9 protein-coding genes are annotated in these 17,015 nt (G+C 71.1%); 5 read left to right on the forward strand and 4 right to left on the reverse strand.

The window, feature by feature from the left end:
* Window positions 1–117: 117 nt before the first annotated feature.
* The 5 genes from leuS (at window position 118) to HG543_RS28885 (ending at window position 8,655) form a co-directional block, all read left to right on the forward strand.
* The gene (gene leuS / locus HG543_RS28865) at window positions 118–2,637 is read left to right on the forward strand and encodes a leucine--tRNA ligase (protein ID WP_169348107.1); all 2,520 of its coding nucleotides are present in this window, start codon (window positions 118–120) and stop codon (window positions 2,635–2,637) included.
* A gap of 127 nt (window positions 2,638–2,764) precedes the next feature.
* Window positions 2,765–3,934: an oxygenase MpaB family protein gene (locus HG543_RS28870; protein WP_169348108.1), complete on the forward strand. Its 1,170-nt coding sequence runs from the start codon at window positions 2,765–2,767 to the stop codon at window positions 3,932–3,934.
* Window positions 3,935–3,958: 24 nt separating this feature from the next.
* Window positions 3,959–5,107, forward strand: a complete 1,149-nt coding sequence (locus tag HG543_RS28875) for a hypothetical protein (protein WP_169348109.1) — start codon at window positions 3,959–3,961, stop codon at window positions 5,105–5,107.
* Window positions 5,108–5,120: 13 nt separating this feature from the next.
* Window positions 5,121–7,292 carry a bifunctional alpha,alpha-trehalose-phosphate synthase (UDP-forming)/trehalose-phosphatase gene (locus tag HG543_RS28880; protein WP_169348110.1) on the forward strand — a complete coding sequence of 724 codons (2,172 nt, stop codon included), beginning with the start codon at window positions 5,121–5,123 and terminating at the stop codon, window positions 7,290–7,292.
* 88 nt (window positions 7,293–7,380) lie between these two features.
* On the forward strand, window positions 7,381–8,655 hold the full coding sequence (locus HG543_RS28885; RefSeq protein WP_169348111.1) for a serine hydrolase domain-containing protein: 1,275 nt from the start codon (window positions 7,381–7,383) through the stop codon (window positions 8,653–8,655).
* A gap of 56 nt (window positions 8,656–8,711) precedes the next feature.
* Here HG543_RS28885 and HG543_RS28890 read toward each other — a convergent pair whose 3' ends face one another.
* From HG543_RS28890 to HG543_RS28905, 4 genes are all read right to left on the reverse strand, one after another.
* A complete protein-coding gene (locus HG543_RS28890) occupies window positions 8,712–12,371 on the reverse strand; it encodes a DUF3857 domain-containing protein (protein ID WP_169348112.1) in 3,660 nt (1,219 codons plus the stop codon).
* A 175-nt stretch (window positions 12,372–12,546) separates the two neighbouring features.
* The gene (locus tag HG543_RS28895; RefSeq protein ID WP_169348113.1) at window positions 12,547–13,059 is read right to left on the reverse strand and encodes a chemotaxis protein CheW; all 513 of its coding nucleotides are present in this window, start codon (window positions 13,057–13,059) and stop codon (window positions 12,547–12,549) included.
* Window positions 13,060–13,175: 116 nt separating this feature from the next.
* The gene (locus tag HG543_RS28900; protein WP_169348114.1) at window positions 13,176–13,676 is read right to left on the reverse strand and encodes a hypothetical protein; all 501 of its coding nucleotides are present in this window, start codon (window positions 13,674–13,676) and stop codon (window positions 13,176–13,178) included.
* A gap of 157 nt (window positions 13,677–13,833) precedes the next feature.
* Window positions 13,834–16,557, reverse strand: coding sequence for a M1 family metallopeptidase (locus HG543_RS28905; protein ID WP_169348115.1), 2,724 nt, complete (start codon window positions 16,555–16,557; stop codon window positions 13,834–13,836).
* Window positions 16,558–17,015: the final 458 nt, after the last annotated feature.

The raw sequence follows: 17,015 nt of genomic DNA on the forward strand, positions 1-17,015 counted from the left end.
GCGGGGGGCCGCGCATGAGGTGGGGTTCATATCGCATCCCGGGGGCGTCGCCCGGGTGACACCGACCCCTCGGGTCAGGTCAGGAATCCGCCGCTACGGGCGTACTAAATAGGAACCATGCCCTTTGACCCCCGTGAGGTAGAGCCGAAGTGGCAGGCGCGCTGGCGCGAGGCCCGCCTGCATCGAACGACGTTCGACCCGAAGAAGCCCAAGTTCTACGCGCTCGACATGTTCCCGTACCCTTCCGGAGCGGGGCTACACGTCGGGCACTGCGAGGGCTACACGGCCACGGACGTGCTCACGCGGTGGAAGCGGATGCAGGGCTGGAACGTGCTCCACCCCATGGGCTGGGACGCCTTCGGCCTGCCCGCCGAGAACTACGCCATCAAGACGGGCATCCACCCGCGCGTCACCACCGAGCAGGCCATCTCCAACTTCCGCCGGCAGATTGACTCGGTGGGCTTCGCCTACGACTGGGAGCGCGAGGTCAACACCACCGACCCGCGCTACTACAAGTGGACCCAGTGGATCTTCCTCCAGCTGTTCAAGAAGGGCCTCGCCTACGAAAGCGTGATGCCCATCAACTGGTGCCCGTCCTGCAAGACGGGCCTCGCCAACGAGGAGGCTGCTGGCGGACGGTGTGACCGCTGCGGCACCCAGGTGGAGCGCAAGGACTTGCGCCAGTGGATGCTGCGCATCACCGCGTACGCGGACCGCCTGCTGGAGGACCTGGTCGATGTGGACTGGCCCGAGTCCACGCTGGCCATGCAGCGCAACTGGATTGGCCGCTCCGAGGGCGCCGAGGTGGTCTTCCGCGTGGCGGACGGCCCGGCGGCGGGCGCGGAGATTCGCGTGTTCACCACCCGCCCGGACACGCTGCACGGGGCCACGTACCTGGTGCTCTCGCCCGAGCACGCGCTCGTCGAGCCCCTGACGACGCCGGAGCAGCGCACCTCGGTGACGGACTACCAGGCCGCCGCGCGCCTCAAGAGCGACCTGGAGCGCACCGAGCTGGCGAAGGACAAGACGGGCGCCTTCACGGGCAGCCACGCCATCAATCCCATCAACGGCGAGCGCGTCCCCATCTGGATCGCCGACTACGTCCTGGCCACCTACGGCACCGGCGCCATCATGGCCGTGCCCGCGCACGACCAGAGAGACCATGACTTCGCCGTGAAGTTCCGGCTGCCCATCCGTCAAGTGGTACGCCCGGCGGACGGCTCCGAGCCCGAGTCCGGCAAGGCCTTCACGGAGGCCGGCGTCGCGGTGAACTCGGGCGAGCTGGACGGCCTGCCCACCGCCGAGGTGAAGCAGCGGGTGGCGGCCACGCTGGAGGCAAAAGGCCAGGGCCGCCGCACGGTGAGCTACCGCCTGCGCGACTGGATTTTCTCGCGCCAGCGCTACTGGGGCGAGCCCATCCCCATCATCCACTGCGCGAAGTGCGGCGCGGTGCCCGTGCCCGAGGACCAGCTCCCCGTCACCCTGCCCGAGGTGGAGCGCTACGAGCCCTCCGGCACCGGCGAGTCCCCGCTGGCCACCATCCCCGAGTGGCTGAACACGCACTGCCCCCAGTGTGGAGGCCCGGGCCGCCGCGAGACGAACACCATGCCGCAGTGGGCCGGCTCGTGCTGGTACTACCTGCGCTACCTCGACCCGACCAACGACAAGGAGCCCTGGTCGAAAGAAGCCGAGCGGCAGTGGATGAACGTGGACCTGTACGTGGGCGGCGCCGAGCACGCGGTGCTGCACCTGCTGTACTCGCGCTTCTGGCACAAGGTGCTCTTCGACCTGGGCCACGTCACCACGAAGGAGCCCTTCAAGAAGCTGCGCCACCAGGGCACGGTGCTGGCGTACACGTACCAGGACGCGACGGCCCACTACCACGAGCTGTCCGAGGTGGAGCTGCGTGGCGAGGACGCCTTCCTGCGCGCCACCGGCGAGAAGCTGAGCGTCCAGGTCGAGAAGATGGCGAAGTCCAAGCTCAACGGCGTGAACCCGGACACCGTGGTGGCCGAGCACGGCGCGGACGTGCTGCGCCTGTATGAACTCTTCATGGGCGAGTTCGAGCTGTCCAAGCCCTGGGACCCGCGCGCCATCGAGGGCTGCGGCCGCTTCCTGCGCCGCGTCTGGCGGCTCGTCGAGGAGCACGCGACGGCGAGCGCTCCCGAGGGGGACCCGCACCAGCGGCTGCGCCACAAGACGATTCAGCGCGTGACGGCGGACCTGGAGCGCCTCCAGTTCAACACCGCCATCGCCGCGCTGATGACCTTCACCAACGAGCTGACGTCGAAGGGCGGCACCCGCGAGGACCTCGTCACGCTGGTGAAGCTGGTGGGCCCCTTCGCGCCGCACCTGGGTGACGAGGCGTGGGAGCGGCTCGGCGGCAAGGGCTTCCTGCTGGAGCAGGCGTGGCCCGTGTTCGACGTGGCGCTCACGGTGGACGCGGTGGTGACGTACGCCGTCCAGGTGAACGGCAAGCTGCGCGGCAACCTGGAGGTGGAGCGCGGCACGCCGGAGGCCACCGTGCGAGAGCAGGCCCTGGCGCTGCCCAACGTCGTCCGGCAGCTGGAGGGCGGGAAGACGGTGGCCAAGGTCATCGTCGTGCCGGACAAGATCGTCAACATCGTGGTGCGGTAGCGCCGCGCTGAGGGCTGGCCTCCAAGGGAGGGGGCCAAAGCCCGCCTACTGGATGCGACGGTCGCCGCTGAAGTCCTGTCGGGGCCGGTGCTGCGAGGGAGGGGCCTGCCCGTTATCCGCTGAAGACATGACCTTTCCCTCGCGCTACGTCGGATTGACCGAGGCCCGTGCCCGCCATGGCGAGCGGGTGGACCGGCTTGGCCGCTTCCTCACACGGGGAGACCCGCTCGCCGACGCGGCCGTGGCCGCCCTCGCGGAACGTGGGCCACGAGCGCGCGAGCAAGCCATCCAGGCGGCGCTGCATGGCCCGTCGGAGGGAGTGCCCGAGGCACTGGCCGCGCTGGTGGCGCACTGCTCGGACGTGCCCTTCTGGGTGGACTTCGAGCGGGCGGCGCGAGGCGGCGCGGTGTGCATGAGGGCCGGAGTGCTGTCCGGCATGGTGTTGGGGCTCAAGTCGCTGGTGGGCGGCTACTGCTCTCCCGCCGGCAACAAGCCGCTCATCTTCAGCGGACGCCTGCAGGAGACGGCGGCCCGGCGCCTCGCGGAGACCGGCCGCTTCGTCCAGGCCGTGTGCGAGCGGGACGGAATGCGCCCGGGGCACGAGGGCTGGCGCACCAGCGTGCGCGTGCGGCTCATGCATGCCCAGGTGCGCCACCTGCTGTCCAAGGACCCGCGCTGGAAGGCGGAGGACTGGGGCACTCCCATCAACCAGGTGGACATGGCCGGCACGGTGCTGCTCTTCAGCCACGTGCTGGCCCAGGGGCTCCAGCAGCTCGGCGTCACGCTGTCGCGAGACGAGCGCGAGGATCTGCTGCACCTGTGGCGCCACGTGGGCCGTGTCCTCGGCACCGAGGAGGAGCTGCTCTCCACCAGCGAGCACGAGGCCGAGGTGCTCTGGGGGCTCATCACCATGACCCAGGCGCCGCCCGACGAGGACAGCCGGACGCTGGCCCGCGCTCTCCTGGAGAGCCCCCTGCGCGATGCGAAGACGCGCTCCGAGCGGCTCGCGACCGAGCGCTTCGTCTCCATCACCTACGCGCTCAGCCGCTATCTCATCGGCGACACGTACGCGGATGCGCTCGGCTATCCCAAGAGCCGCTGGCGCTTCGCGCTGCCCGCCGTGCGCGCCCTCATCGTCAGCGGGGACCGCGTGCTGCGCGGCCTGCCCGGAACCGAGGGCGTGACGCTCGCCGCGGGCATGGCCTACTGGCAGCACTCCATCCAGGCGGGACTGGCGGGCGCGAGCGCCACCTTCCCGCTCCCCGAGGCCCTTCGAGGCGCGGACCCGCGGTCCTGATGCCGTGCTAGCCTGCGGCCTCCGATGCCTCGTCTTCTCGCCCCCTCCCAGGGCTGGCTGTTCGGCCCGGGAGTGGACCTGACCGTCTTCGCCGGCAGCGCGCTCGTCTCCGTGCTCTTCGTGCTCGCCGCGCCCTGGCTGGGCGCGGTGGGAGACACTCCGCTGTGGGCCTGGGTCCTCTTCGTCGTCTGCGTGGACGTGGCCCACGTCTGGTCCACGCTGTTCCGCACCTACCTGGACGCGGACGAATTGCGCCGCCGGCCCGGGCTCTACCTGGGCGCGCCGCTCGCCGCCTACGTCGCGGGCGTGGCCGCGTACCTCGTATCCCCCGGGGCCTTCTGGACGCTGTTCGCGTACGTGGCCCTCACCCACTTCGTCCGCCAGCAGTACGGCTGGGTGGCCCTCTACGGCCGCAAGGCCCGCGCCTCCGCCCTGGAGCGCCGCCTGGACGCCGCCGCCATCTACGCCGCCACCCTGGGGCCCGTCGTCTGGTGGCACGCCAACCTCCCCCGGAGCTTCTGGTGGTTCGTGGAGGGCGACTTCCTCGCGGGCCTGCCCCGGGAGGCGGGCACGGTGGCGCTGGCCGTCCATGCCGCCGTCCTCGTGGCCTGGGCCGGCTTCCAGGCCGTGCGCGTGGCCCGGGGGGAGGGCGTGCAGGCAGGCAAGGTGCTGCTCGTGGCCGCCACCTGGGTGGCGTGGTTCGGCGGCATCGTCGTGGCGCGCGATGACTTCGCCTTCACGGTGCTGAACGTCCTGCTTCACGGCGTGCCCTACTTCGCGCTGCTGTTCCGCTACGCCCGGGGGCGGCGCGCGGAAGGGGGCTATGGCGTGGGCGGCACCCTCCTGCGGGCGGGGCTGCCGGGCTTCGTGCTCTTCCTGGTGGCGCTGGCCCTGGCGGAGGAGCTGCTCTGGGATTGGCTCATCTGGCACGAGCGCTCCACCCTCTTCGGGCCCAGCTCATTGGAGCTGCCGGCGGATCTGCTCGCGCTCGTGGTGCCGCTGCTGGCGCTGCCGCAGGCCACGCACTACGTCCTGGACGCCTTCGTGTGGAAGCCCGGCCGCGAGCCGACGCTCCTGTCCCGGCTGGGCTGGGGCCCTCCGGGCGGACCCGAGGGTCCACCAGACAGCAGGCTGCCCGTTTCAACGATGGCCATTCCAGGAGGGAATGAATAAGCGTGAAGAGCCTATGTCCCGACTCCTGCTCGTCTCGAATCGCCTCCCTGTCACCGTCAAGGCGGACAAGGACGGCGTCACCGTGGTCCGCAGCATGGGAGGGCTGGCCACCGGCCTGAGCCGCCCGCATGAGCGCTCCGGTGGCGTCTGGGTTGGCTGGCCGGGAGATGTGTCCCGCCTGACGGACGCCCAGCGCGCCCAGGTGGAGTCCCAGCTCGCCAACCTGCGCTGTGTGCCGCTGTACCTCAGCGCCAGCGAGGTGAACCGCTACTACGAGGGCTATTCCAACCGGGTCCTCTGGCCGCTCTGCCACTACATGCTGGACCGCATCCCCCGGCAGGACCGGGACTGGGAGGTCTACCGCAAGGTCAACGAGCGCTTCGCCGACCTGGTGGCCCAGCAGTACCGGCCCGGGGACACCATCTGGGTGCACGACTACCAGCTCATGCTGGTGCCCGGAATGCTCCGCCAGCGCCTGCCCGAGGCGCGCATCGGCTACTTCCACCACATTCCCTTCCCGTCGTCGGAAATCTTCAGCACGCTGCCCCGCCGCCAGGAGCTGCTCAAGGGCCTGCTGGGCGCGGACCTCATCGGCTTCCACACGGTGAGCTACGTGCGGCACTTCTCCGGCGCGCTGCTGCGCCACCTGGGGCCGGACACGGACATCGACCGCATCATCTGGGAGGGCCGCCAGGTGCGCGTGGGCGCCTTCCCCATGGGCATCGACGCCACGGCCTTCGAGACGCTCGCGAACGACCCGGGCGTGCTGGAGGAGGTGGCCACCATCCGCGGCAAGGCCGAGGGCCAGCGCATCCTCCTGGGCATCGACCGGCTGGACTACACCAAGGGCATTCCCCGCCGGCTCCTGGCGGTGCAGCGCGTGCTGGAGCGCGAGCCCGCCTGGCGCGGGCGCCTGCGCTTCGTCCAGGTGGCGGTGCCCAGCCGCACCCAGGTGGAGGCGTACGCCGCCTACCGCGAGACGGTGGACGAGCTGGTGGGGCGCATCAACGGCCTGTACGGCGGCGTCCACAACGTGCCCGTGCACTACCTCTACCGCTCCTTCAACGAGCGGCAGCTCGTGGCGCTGTACCGGGCCGCGGACGTCATGCTCGTCACCCCGGTGCGCGACGGCATGAACCTGGTGGCCAAGGAGTTCTGCGCGGCGCGCCCGGACGAGGACGGCGTGCTGGTGCTCAGCGAGTTCGCCGGCGCCGCCGCGGAGATGAGCAGCGCGCTCATCGTCAACGCCTTCGACGTGGAGGCCATGGCGGACGCGATTGAAGAGGCGCTGGAGATGTCCGAGGACGAGCGCCGCAAGCGGATGCGGGCCCTGCGCGTCCAGGTGAAGGAACAGGACGTCCACTGGTGGACGTCCTCCTTCCTCACGCGGCTGGAGGGACTGCCCGCCGTGGCGGAGCAGAAGACGGCGGGCGGCCCGGAGGTGCTGGAGCGGATGAAGGCGGCACCCCGGCTGCATCTGCTACTGGACTACGACGGTACCCTGGTGGGCTTCGCCCCCCGGCCGGAGCTGGCCGCGCCCGACGATGCCCTGCGGGAGCTCCTGGCGAAGCTGCTGGCGCGGCCGAACACGTCCCTGAGCATCGTCAGCGGCCGGCCCCGGGAGACGCTGGAGGAGTGGTTCGGAGCGCTGCCCATCGGCCTGCACGCGGAGCACGGCCTGTGGTCGCGCACGCGCCCGGGCCAGCAGTGGCGGATGCTGGACGGGGTGTCCTTCGACTGGAAGGGGCCCGTGCGGCGGGTGCTGGACGCCTTCTCCGCGCGGGTGCCGGGCTCGTTCGTGGAGGAGAAGACGGCGTCCCTGGCCTGGCACTACCGGCTGGTGGACCCGGAGTTCGGCGCCCTCCAGGCGCGCGAATTGCGCCTGCACCTGGCCGAGCTGTTCGGGGACCAGCCGCTGGACATCCTCCCCGGCGACAGGGTGGTGGAGGTGCGGCCGAAGGGCGTGCACAAGGGCCGCGTGGTGGGCGAGGCCACGGCGGGATTGCCTCCGGGCACGCTGGTGGTGGCCATGGGCGATGACCGCACGGACGAGGACCTCTTCGCGTCCGTTCCCGAGGGTGGGCTCACGATTCACGCGGGCAACAAGCCCACGCGCGCGGCCTACCGCGTCAACGGGCCGGGCGAGGTGCGCAAGCTCCTGGGCGGGCTCCTCGCCCAGGCCTGACTTCCGCCATTCAGTGACAGCTCCGTGAGGGGACGGTGTTCCCCTCCCGCGGCCGGAGCCGGCGGCCGTCCCTCACTGGAGATGGAACATGGCTGTCCTCAACCGTGGTCTGCGGGTTGGCATGGCGTTGCTCGCGAGCTTCCTGAATCCCGCCTGTGGGCCGGAGGCGCCAGAGCGGGAGGTGGGCGGATTGGACGTGGGCGAGGCGGACCTGGAGGTCGGACACTCGCCGCTGCCGCCCCTGAATCGCGAGGCGCTGCGGCAGGCCATCGCGAACCTGCCGGACGCGGACATCACGGGCGCCATGGTCCGCGTGAGCGGGCCGGGGAGCCACTGGCTCGGGATGTCCGGGGTGTCGGACGTCGTCACCGGGGCGCCGGTGAATCCCAACGGCCGCTTCCGCATCGGCAGCATCACCAAGATGTTCACCGCCACCGTCGTGCTGCAGCTCGCCGCCGAGCGCCGCGTGGACCTGGACCGGCCCGTCCAGCACTACCTGCCGGGGCTGCTGCCCGCCGGTGTCTTCAAGCCCATCACCGTGCGGCAGGTGCTCAATCACACCCATGGACTCAATGGCGTGCCGGTGCCGCAGAAGGAGTGGGAGTGGTTCCGCGAGAACCGGTTCCGCCGCTACCGGCCCCTGGAGCTGGTCAACCTCGCGCTCGCGCAGGGGCCCCGCTTCGACCCCGGAGAGCAACAGGACTACGGCAACATCGGCTACCTCATCGCGGGGCTGCTCATCGAGAAGGTCACCGGGAACCCGTACGGGCACGAGGTGCGCGAGCGCATCCTGCGTCCCCTGGGCCTGCGGGACACGTCGGTGCCGGGGAACGAGGTGGACATCGACGGGCCTCATGCGCGCGGCTACCAGGTCGTCGACCGTGACGAGACGGGGTGCCCGGCGGGCGCCATCGATTACCAGGGGCAGTGCCTCATCGACGTCACCGAGGCCAGCCAGTCCGTGCCCTGGGCGGCGGGGGAGATGATCTCCACCCTGTCCGACGTGGACCGCTTCATCGTCGCGCTCTTCGCGGGGCGGCTGCTGCCTCGCGCGCAGATGGAGGAGCTGTTCACCGTTCCGGACCTGCCCAGCGTGGATGGGGGCCGGGCCAACTACAGCGCGGGGCTCGCGCGCTTCGTCATCAACGGCGTCACCGTCTGGGGCAAGAGCGGAGACCGCCACGGCTACAACAACGGAGTGGGGGCCACGCGAGACCTGCGGCGGCGCCTCGTCTTCTCCGTCAACACGCTGCGGATGGGGCAGTTGCAGCAGCCCGCGGTCGCCGGCCGCATCATCGTGGCGGCGATGGGCGGAGCGCCCGAGGAGGGACGGGTCGCCGGAAGCCGGAGATCGGAGCCGTAGGGAAGGGGCGCCGCCGCGGGTGGAGCGCATCCACCCGCGGCGGCGCGCCGTCGGAACTACGGAGTCGCGGACGCGGTGCGGTTGCCGGGAGCCTGGATGAGCACCCGGCGCATGAAGGCGCGGTCCACGCGGCCGAGGAACTCGCGGAACGCGGCGTAGTCCTCCGCCTTCACGCGCGCGGCGGTGAGGGCCATGTCACCCTCGGCCACCAGCTTGCCGCCCTCCACCCGGTAGCGCAGCTTCACGTAGCCGAACGGGGTGGTTTCCTCCACCGCCTGCGGCAGCTCCGCCACCGTCCACCCGGCGGGCAGCGTGTAGCGCAGCGTGAAGCTGTTGAGCCACGGGCCCTGCATCTGCAGGTCGAAGCGGCGCTCGGCCAGCGACGCGTACGCCTGCTGGTACGTGCGGCCCGTGCCGAAGGGCAGGAAGCGCATGGCGCCCGGCATCACCTCGGCGTAGCGCGGAATGCCCATCTTGAAGTCCAGCGCCACGTCGTCGTCCAGCCGCGTGGTGTCGCTCAGCTTCACCTCGCGCACCGTCAGGCCGGGGAAGCTCTGCGCCCAGGCGCGCTCGAAGGTGGACTTGCGCGTGGCCTCCGGCCGGTACGCCCGGCGGTAGTCCGGCGCCGTCTGGCCGCTCACCGTGCTGGAGCCCGAAACCTCCGCGCTGCCGTCCGCGCGCAGGTCCACGTCCAGCGTCAGCTTCGTGGCGTTGTCCTCGGCCTTCGCCTCCGGCGTGGTGAGGAAGGTGCTCTGGCCGTCCGGCTCCACCACCAGCACGTTGGCCACCCGGTCCGCGCTGGGCAGCTCCTTGGCGCCGTGGAACTCCGCCGTGCCGTCCAGGTACAGGTCGTACTTCGGCACGTAGGCGATGGCGTGGTTGAAGGCCGCGAGGCTCGCCGGCTCCTCGCCGATGGCGCCCAGGTTGCGCATGCGCAGCAGCACCAGCCGGCTGTCCACGCCCGCCACGCGCAGCATGGAGTGGATGAGGCTCGCCTTGTCCTTGCAGTCACCGAAGCGGCGCGCCAGCACCCGGTCCACCCGGTACGGCTTGAAGCCATGGATGCCGAACTCCAGCGCCACGTAGCGCGTGTTCGTCACCACGAAGTTGTAGATGGCGCGCACCACCGCCAGCTCGTCCTTGCGGTCCACGCCCTTGAGCACCTGGTCCACCGTCTGGCGCAGCTCCGCGTTGGGCTGGAGCTGATCCCGCACGAGGCCCCACCAGTAGCGGCCCACCTGGTCCCACGTCTTGTACGTGGACACGTGGAGGTTCTGCGCCACCTCGGCCCAGCCCGGCATGCCCGGCTCCGGGACCACCTTGGCCACGTGCCTGGCGTTCCACTTGTAGAGCACGCGCCCGCCGTCCAGGTTCTCCTGCTCGCTCTGCACGCCGTTGAGCTTGCTCTTGTTCCAGTAGAGGGGCCGCTCCTTCGGCATGTCCACGAGGTACTGGAAGCGCACCTTCGGGTAGACGCCCTGCACGCTCTCCACGTCACCCCAGTAGTCGGACAGGAGGTTCTCCTGCGCGGTGTCGTCCAGCCGGTACGTCAGCTCCAGCGTGTCGCCGGCGGCCAGCGAGGGGAAGGACAGCACCTTGGCGCGGGCGTCGTAGTACATGCCCGTCCACGGCTCGTTGATGTTGCGGTCGCTCTCCCCGTAGCTCTCCACCACGGAGCCGTCCGCCTTCACCACGCGGGCCTTCAGCACGCGCACTTCCTGGCGGTCCGGCGAGTAGGTGACGGGCATGGTGCGGAACGCGTCCACGCCGCGCTGGTTGAGCACCTTCACCGCCATCTGGTGCAGCCGGCTGGACAGGCCGCTCTTCTGGACGCGCACGTAGGTGCTGTCGACGAGGTACACGGCGTCCTCGTGGACGTAGGCCTCGGCCTCCCTGGCCACGCCCTTGGCGTCCACCAGGTACTGCAGGCCGGCGCCCGTCGTCTCCCCCTTGAGGGCGCGCAGCGCTTCCTTCAGGCCGGGGTTCTGCGGGCGCAGCGCCAGCGAGCGCTCGAAGGCGGCCAGCGCCGGCTCGCGGCGGCCGGCGGCCAGGAGGGCGCGGCCCTCGCGCTCGTACACCTCGGGCTCGTCCGGGGACAGCGCGCGGGCGTCGGCGAAGAGGGCTACCGCCTCCTCCACCGCGCCGTTGTTGGCCTTCAGCTCGGCCAGCCGCACGCGGGCGCCGTTGTCGAAGGGGTTGAGGGTGACGAGCTGCGTGTACTCACGCTGGGCGGCTTCCACCTGGCCGGCGTCCGCCAGCATGGAGGCGAGCCCCCGGCGCGTGCCGCTGTCGTCGAAGCGCAGCGCCAGCACCACGCGCATGCGGTCCATGGCCTCGCGGTTGCGGCCCACCTGACGGGACGCCTGCGCGGCGGCGCGCACCGCGCGGGGCACGCGGGGCTGGCGGCGGAAGGCCTCCTCCACCTGCGCGTGGGCGGCCGGACGCTCACCCAGCGCCTCCAGCGCGCGGGCCAGCATCAGCCGGGCGTTCACCGAGTCCGGGTCCTTCGCCAGCACGGGGTTGACCAGGTCCGGCACGCGCTCGGGGTGGCCGCGGTCCAGCTCGTGGTCGGCCAGGGCCACGCGGGCCTCGGCGGAAGCAGGGTCCGCCTTCAGCGCGGCCTCCAGGAAGCGGCGGCGCTCGTTGAGGTCGTCGCGCTGCTCGCGGGCGGCGAGCAGCTGCAGGGCCGCGTTCTGCGGGGCGGCCTCGGCCGCGCGCGTGGCCTCCACGGTGGCGGTGTGCTCGCGCTCGTCATAGGCGCGGAAGAAGCCCAGCACGCGGGCGTAGTCGCCGCGCAGCTCGGCGTCGTTGGGGTTCTTCTCCACCTGGGCGCGCAGCGCGGAGGTGAGGGTGGGCAGCGGCTGGGGCGCGGGGGCGGCGCCGCGCTCCAGGGCGGGCGCCTTCGCGGGCAGCGACGCGCGCACGGAGGGCGACTCGTGGCGCAGGTAGAAGCCCAGCGGCCCGGACTCCTGGCACACCTTGATGAGCACGCGGTTGAGGCCCTTGCGCAGCTTCACGGACACGCGGGACTGGTCCGGGCGCGGCAGGTTGTAGCGGTCCTCCTTCGCGGCGAGCTGCCCGTTCACCCACAGGCGGAAGCCGCCCGAGGTGCCCACGCCCATGGCCACGCGCGTCTCCTGCGGCGCCTCCAGCCAGGTGAGGGCGTAGGCCACCGCCTCGCGGTTGGGGCGCACCGCGGTGGACAGGTCCACGTAGCCGTCGGCCGGCTGCGCGGTCAGCTTGCGCCAGGACACCTCGCGGCCCTTGGCGCCCGCGAAGGTGGCGGACAGGTCCAGGTTGGCCGCCTCGGGACCGAAGTCCGTGTCACACCCGGCCTTGCCCTCGTTCTCGAAGCCGCCGACGACGTAGTAGTCGCCAACGAAGCCCAGCCACTGGCGCACCTCGTTGGCGCGCACCAGCCGGCCGCGGGCGCGCTCGGTGTCCAGCAGCAGCATCTGCGCGGTGGCGCGCGTGTTCGGGTCCGACGTGCGCCGCGACGCCACCTGGGCATAGGTGCTGAGCAGCGGCGTCAGGTCCTCCACGTCGTCCACCAGGTCGTGCAGCCGCAGCAGCATGGCGGCGCCCCGGGGGGAAGAGGCCTGCTTCAGCGCCTCGGCCGCGTACACGCGGGCCGTTTCGTCCGCCGCCGGCCTCGCCTGGGCCCAGAGCGGGCAGGTGAGCACGAAAACCGCGGCAAGCCATGTGAAGCGGGACATCCGTTCTCCTCGTTGACGTCTACGGTAGGGGCACCGAGCCCTGGGCAGGGGCGCCGACGCCGATGAACAGGTGACCCCTTCGGGGCCTTCCCCTGCATGTGGCCCCGGGCGGCGGGCAGGCAACCGAAAACGTCACGCAGCGTACAGCAGGAGACGACGTAGGAGCGAGTGTGTGTCAGCTCCGGTGTGACGGCCCGGAGCCGGACACGAGCTTCAGGGCGGTGTGGAGCTGGGGCTCGGAGAGGACGCGCTCCACGTCCATCAGGAGGACGAGCCCCTCGCCGTGCCGGCCCATGCCCACCAGGAAGTCCACCGGGACGGCGGCGCCGAAGGAGGGCGCGGGCACCACGTCGCGAGAGGACAGCTCCAGGGGGCCACCCACGCCATCCACCGCGAGGCCCAGCCGCAGCGGCTCGCCACAGCACTGGACCTGGGCCACCACCACGGTGGGCCGCGCCTTCACCGTGCGCAGCGCCTGGCCCAGCAGGCGGGACAGGTCCACCACCGGCACGGGGTGGCCTTCCTGGACGAGCACCCCGCGCACGTGGGGCGGCGCGTCGCGCACCGGCTCCACGTGCGCCTCGGGTACCACCTCGGCCACGCGCGCGGAGGGCGCGGCGTAGTGCTCTCCGCCCACGACGAAGTGAAGGTACGGCTCGGCTCTCACCTGGGTGCCGGCGTTCATCATGATGTCGATTCTGAGAAGGCTTCCGCTGAATCCTGAATCAGGTGGCGGAAGGGGTACCGCTTCACCGATGGAATGACAAGCATTCACGGCGCGCCTCGTCCCGGGGACGAAGCGCTTCAGGACGCGGGGCGGGAGAAGCGCGGCGTGTAGCGCATGAAGCGCTCGGAAAAGCCGCAATGGCCGCAACTCAGTTGCACCTTGAGTTCACCGCCGTGCTGGAAGCTGGCGGCCCGCACCGTCTCGAGGATTTCCGGTGTCATCACGCCACGGCACTTCTCGCAGGTGGCCACGGTGGGCTGGAAGCGGGCGTTGCGGACGACGATGACGTCCTCGCAGGGCGCGCACCACCACACGTCGAAGTCACCGGTGCCCAGGTGCTCCTCGCGCCGCTGGCCCTCCTCCAGCCAGTAGTCGTCGTCCTCCTCGGCGAGCTTCACGCGCGTCTTGCCGCACTTCGCGCAGGCATTCGGAGAGGGCGGCAGGCCGCGACGGACGAAGCGGAAGCCGAGGAACGCGGCGAGGGCCAGCAGCCCGCCGCCCAGGACGTAGAGCATGGCGCCACGGTAGCCCCGCCCGGGAGCGCGAGAAAGCACCGCCGGTACGACCAGGAAAATCACGCTCCCGCGTATCCAGCTCGAGGGCGCACGAAGAGGGTGGAGCCGAACATCCGCGCTCTCACGAAGAGAGATGCCGCGGCAGTCATTCGCCGTGGCGGCCACCTCGCGAGTCTGTCGGGGGACGGACTCGCGGGGTGGCGTTTTCTCGGCGCTGACGTCAGCGCGTCCGCGTCGGCGCGGGCACGCCGGGAGGGGCGCGCAGGAAGGACTGCACGCCCTGCCGGTGGAGGCGGTCCGACTCGGTGCACAGCTGGATGGACTCACGGGCGCGGGCCAGGGCACGCGGCGCGTTCTCCAGCTTCGCCACGCGCGGGCCGAGGAAGGACTCCACCTCCGCGAGCTGCTGCTCCCCGCAGAGGTTGCCCACCAGCCCGATGAACCAGGCCAGCTCGTCGGAGCGGAGCTTCTGCGCGAGCGCGTCGAAGTGCTCGCGGTAGAAGGCCCAGGCCAGCTCGCGCGTCTCGGGCATGGAGAAGGCGCCGATGAGCAGGGGCCGCGTGTCGCGGATGTCCAGCTCGTTGCCCACCACCAGGGCGAGCGCCTCGCGCACCAGCGCCGGCTCCCGGAAGTTGGAGATGGCGGCAATCAGCCGGGCGCGCTCGTTGCGGTCCTCCGCCTTGCGCGCCCCCGCGAGCAGGGCGTCGAAGAGGGCCCGGTCGCCGTTGCGCGCCGCCACGCCCAGCACCAGGGGCACCGCCTCCGGATTCACCGCCTTGCGGTCCGCGAGCCACGCCCGCGCGAGCCGGCTCGCCTCGCGCACGAGGGTGGGGTCCTCGCCAGTCAAGGTCGACAGCTCCAAGAGCCGCGAGCGCGTCTGCTTCAGGTCGTCGCTGTCACCCGGCTTCGGCTCCCAGCCCAGCTCGCGGGCGCGGGGGCCGTACACCTCGCCCACCCACTTGCGGTAGCGCGCGCGGTCGGCCGCGGACAGCCTGTCCTCGTTCACCCACTGGAGGAGCTGGGCCCCGCGCTGGACGATGGTGCGGTCCTTGTCGGCGGCGGTGGTGGGCACGAGCTTCAGCGCCTCGCCCAGCGGCAGGTCGCCCTTGCGCACCGCGCCCTCCACGTCCGCCAGCACGGACAGGCGCTCCTCCACCGTCAGCATCCCGGGCGGCGCGGCCAGCACCTGGGCGAGCTGCTCGCGCGTGTAGCCGGAGCGGTAGTAGCCGGCGCCGTCCGCGTTGAGCAGCACCCACGACGGGCAGTCCCGCATGGGCAGCGACAGCTCGCCGGTGGCCTCGGACAACAGCGTGCAGACGCGGTGCGAGTCACCGCCCCGGACTCCGGCGCGCACGCACACCGGCACGGACCAGGTCTGCGCGGTGCTGGCGGTGGAGCCGGCCGGCACATAGCGCTGCTGGGACAGCTTCAGGCGCGCGGGCGTGCCGGGCCGGCACTGGAGCGAGGCGGTGATGTACGGGGCGCCCGCCTGGTCGATGAAGCTGCGGAAGGCGCGGGCGACGTCGGGGCTGGCGGCCTCGGAGAGCGTGGTGGCGAAGTCCTCGGAGGTGGCCACGCCCCAGGCGTGCTTGCGGATGTGGCCGCGCAGCAGGTCGCGCATCTTCTCCGGCCCGAGCCACGACTCGAACATGCCGATGATGGCCGAGCCCTTGGCGTAGGTGGTGCCGTTGTCGAACGCTCCGAGGACGTCGTCGTGGGTGTCCGCCGGCTTGCGCACGGGCAGCGCGGAGGCGAGCGCGTCCGAGTTGAGGGCGTAGGAAATCGCGTTCATGCGGGCCTCGCGCGCGAAGCCCCAGCTCGGGTCGAATGGGTCCACCGTCTTGCGGTCCAGCCACGAGGTGAGCGACTCGTTGAGCCAGATGTCGTCCCACCACTTGCAGGTGACGATGTTGCCGAACCAGTAGTGGCCCAGCTCGTGGTTGGCGATGGTGACGTAGTGCTTGCGGCGCGCGAGCGTCTCCTCACCGGGGCGGATGAGGGTGAGGGGCTGCCCGAGCGCCACGAGGCCCGGGTGCTCCATGGTGCCCCAGTAGCGGGGCACCACCGCCACGTCGAGCTTCTCGTACGGGTAGGGCTGGTCGAAGAAGTCCTCCAGCAGCGTGACGATGCGCGGGGTGACGCTGGCGGCGTAGGCCGTCTCCGGGCCGCGGCCCTTGGGCACGATGAAGCGCAGCGGCACCGAGTTCCGCCCGGCGGTGCCCGCGTCGACGATGTCGAAGGGGCCCACCATGAAGGCCACGAGGTAGCTGGGCATGGGGCGGCTCTCGGCGAAGGTGACGCGCTCGAGGCCATCCGGGAGGGCTTCCTTGGAGACGATGGCGTGGTTGGCGAGCGCGACGTGGCCGGCCTTCACGGTGAAGCGCAGCTTCCAGGGCACCTTGAAGCCGGGCTCGTCGAAGCAGGGGAAGGCGCGGCGCGCGTCCACGGGCTCGAAGAAGGTGTAGAGGTAGGGCTCACCGCCCTCGTCCACGCCGTAGAGGCCGCGGCTGCGCTCGCGGTCGATGTGGCCGGTGAAGGACAGGTGGATGCGGGCCTTGCCGGGCGCGAGCGGCTCGGGAAGGAGCAGGCCGAGGCGGCCCTCGCTGGCGGTGACGGCGCGGGCCTCCAGCGTGCGCGCGCCGGACTCGACGCGGGCCTGGGTGATTTCCAGGTCCTGGCCATGCAGCCACACCTGGCGCACGGACTCGCGGACGTCCACGTCGATGGTGACGGTGCCGGAGAAGGTGGGCTCGGCGGGGAGGAGCTTCAGGTCCAGGTGGTAGAGGACGGGCCGGACGGTGTCGGGCAGCCGCAGCGCGGGAGGCTGGGGCTCGGGCCACCGCGGGGCCGCGGCCACGGGTTGCTCGGCGGGGGGCGGCGACTCCGGTGCGTGAGCGCACCGGAGCGCGAGCAATGCGAGGAGGAGGGGGAAGGAGCGACGCATGGGGCGAGGCTACCGCGCCCCGGCGAGGTGTGGGGCCGATACTCCCCGTCCGCGCGCCTCGTTTCGCGTGCTTCGTCCGGATTTCAGAACCGGGCGAAGAACTGGGCGTAATTGAGCGAGAGCCAAGGTGACATGAGGGCGCACCACTCCCCCGCGAATCAGCACCGCCGAATTGGTCCTCTTCTTGAGGGTGTCACGCGCGCGACTCACTCGAGTAAGGTGGCTTGGCCCGCGTGCGGGCCACTCCACGCGCAAAGCTCTAGTCTCCGAGAACCATTCTGTCCTGCAACTCTAGACAATCTGCAATCAAAAATACTCGCCCTGGCGGATAGATTGACGGAACTGGACTTCTTTCGAAAAGGGAAGAACGAGCTGCGTGAGCAATTTAGGACTAAGTATTGAGAGCGACGTGCCGGATCTAAGCAAGAAGTCCATTATAAGCTCCGACAACTGAGCGA

This window comes from Pyxidicoccus fallax (genome assembly GCF_012933655.1).
Lineage (GTDB): Bacteria > Myxococcota > Myxococcia > Myxococcales > Myxococcaceae > Myxococcus > Myxococcus fallax.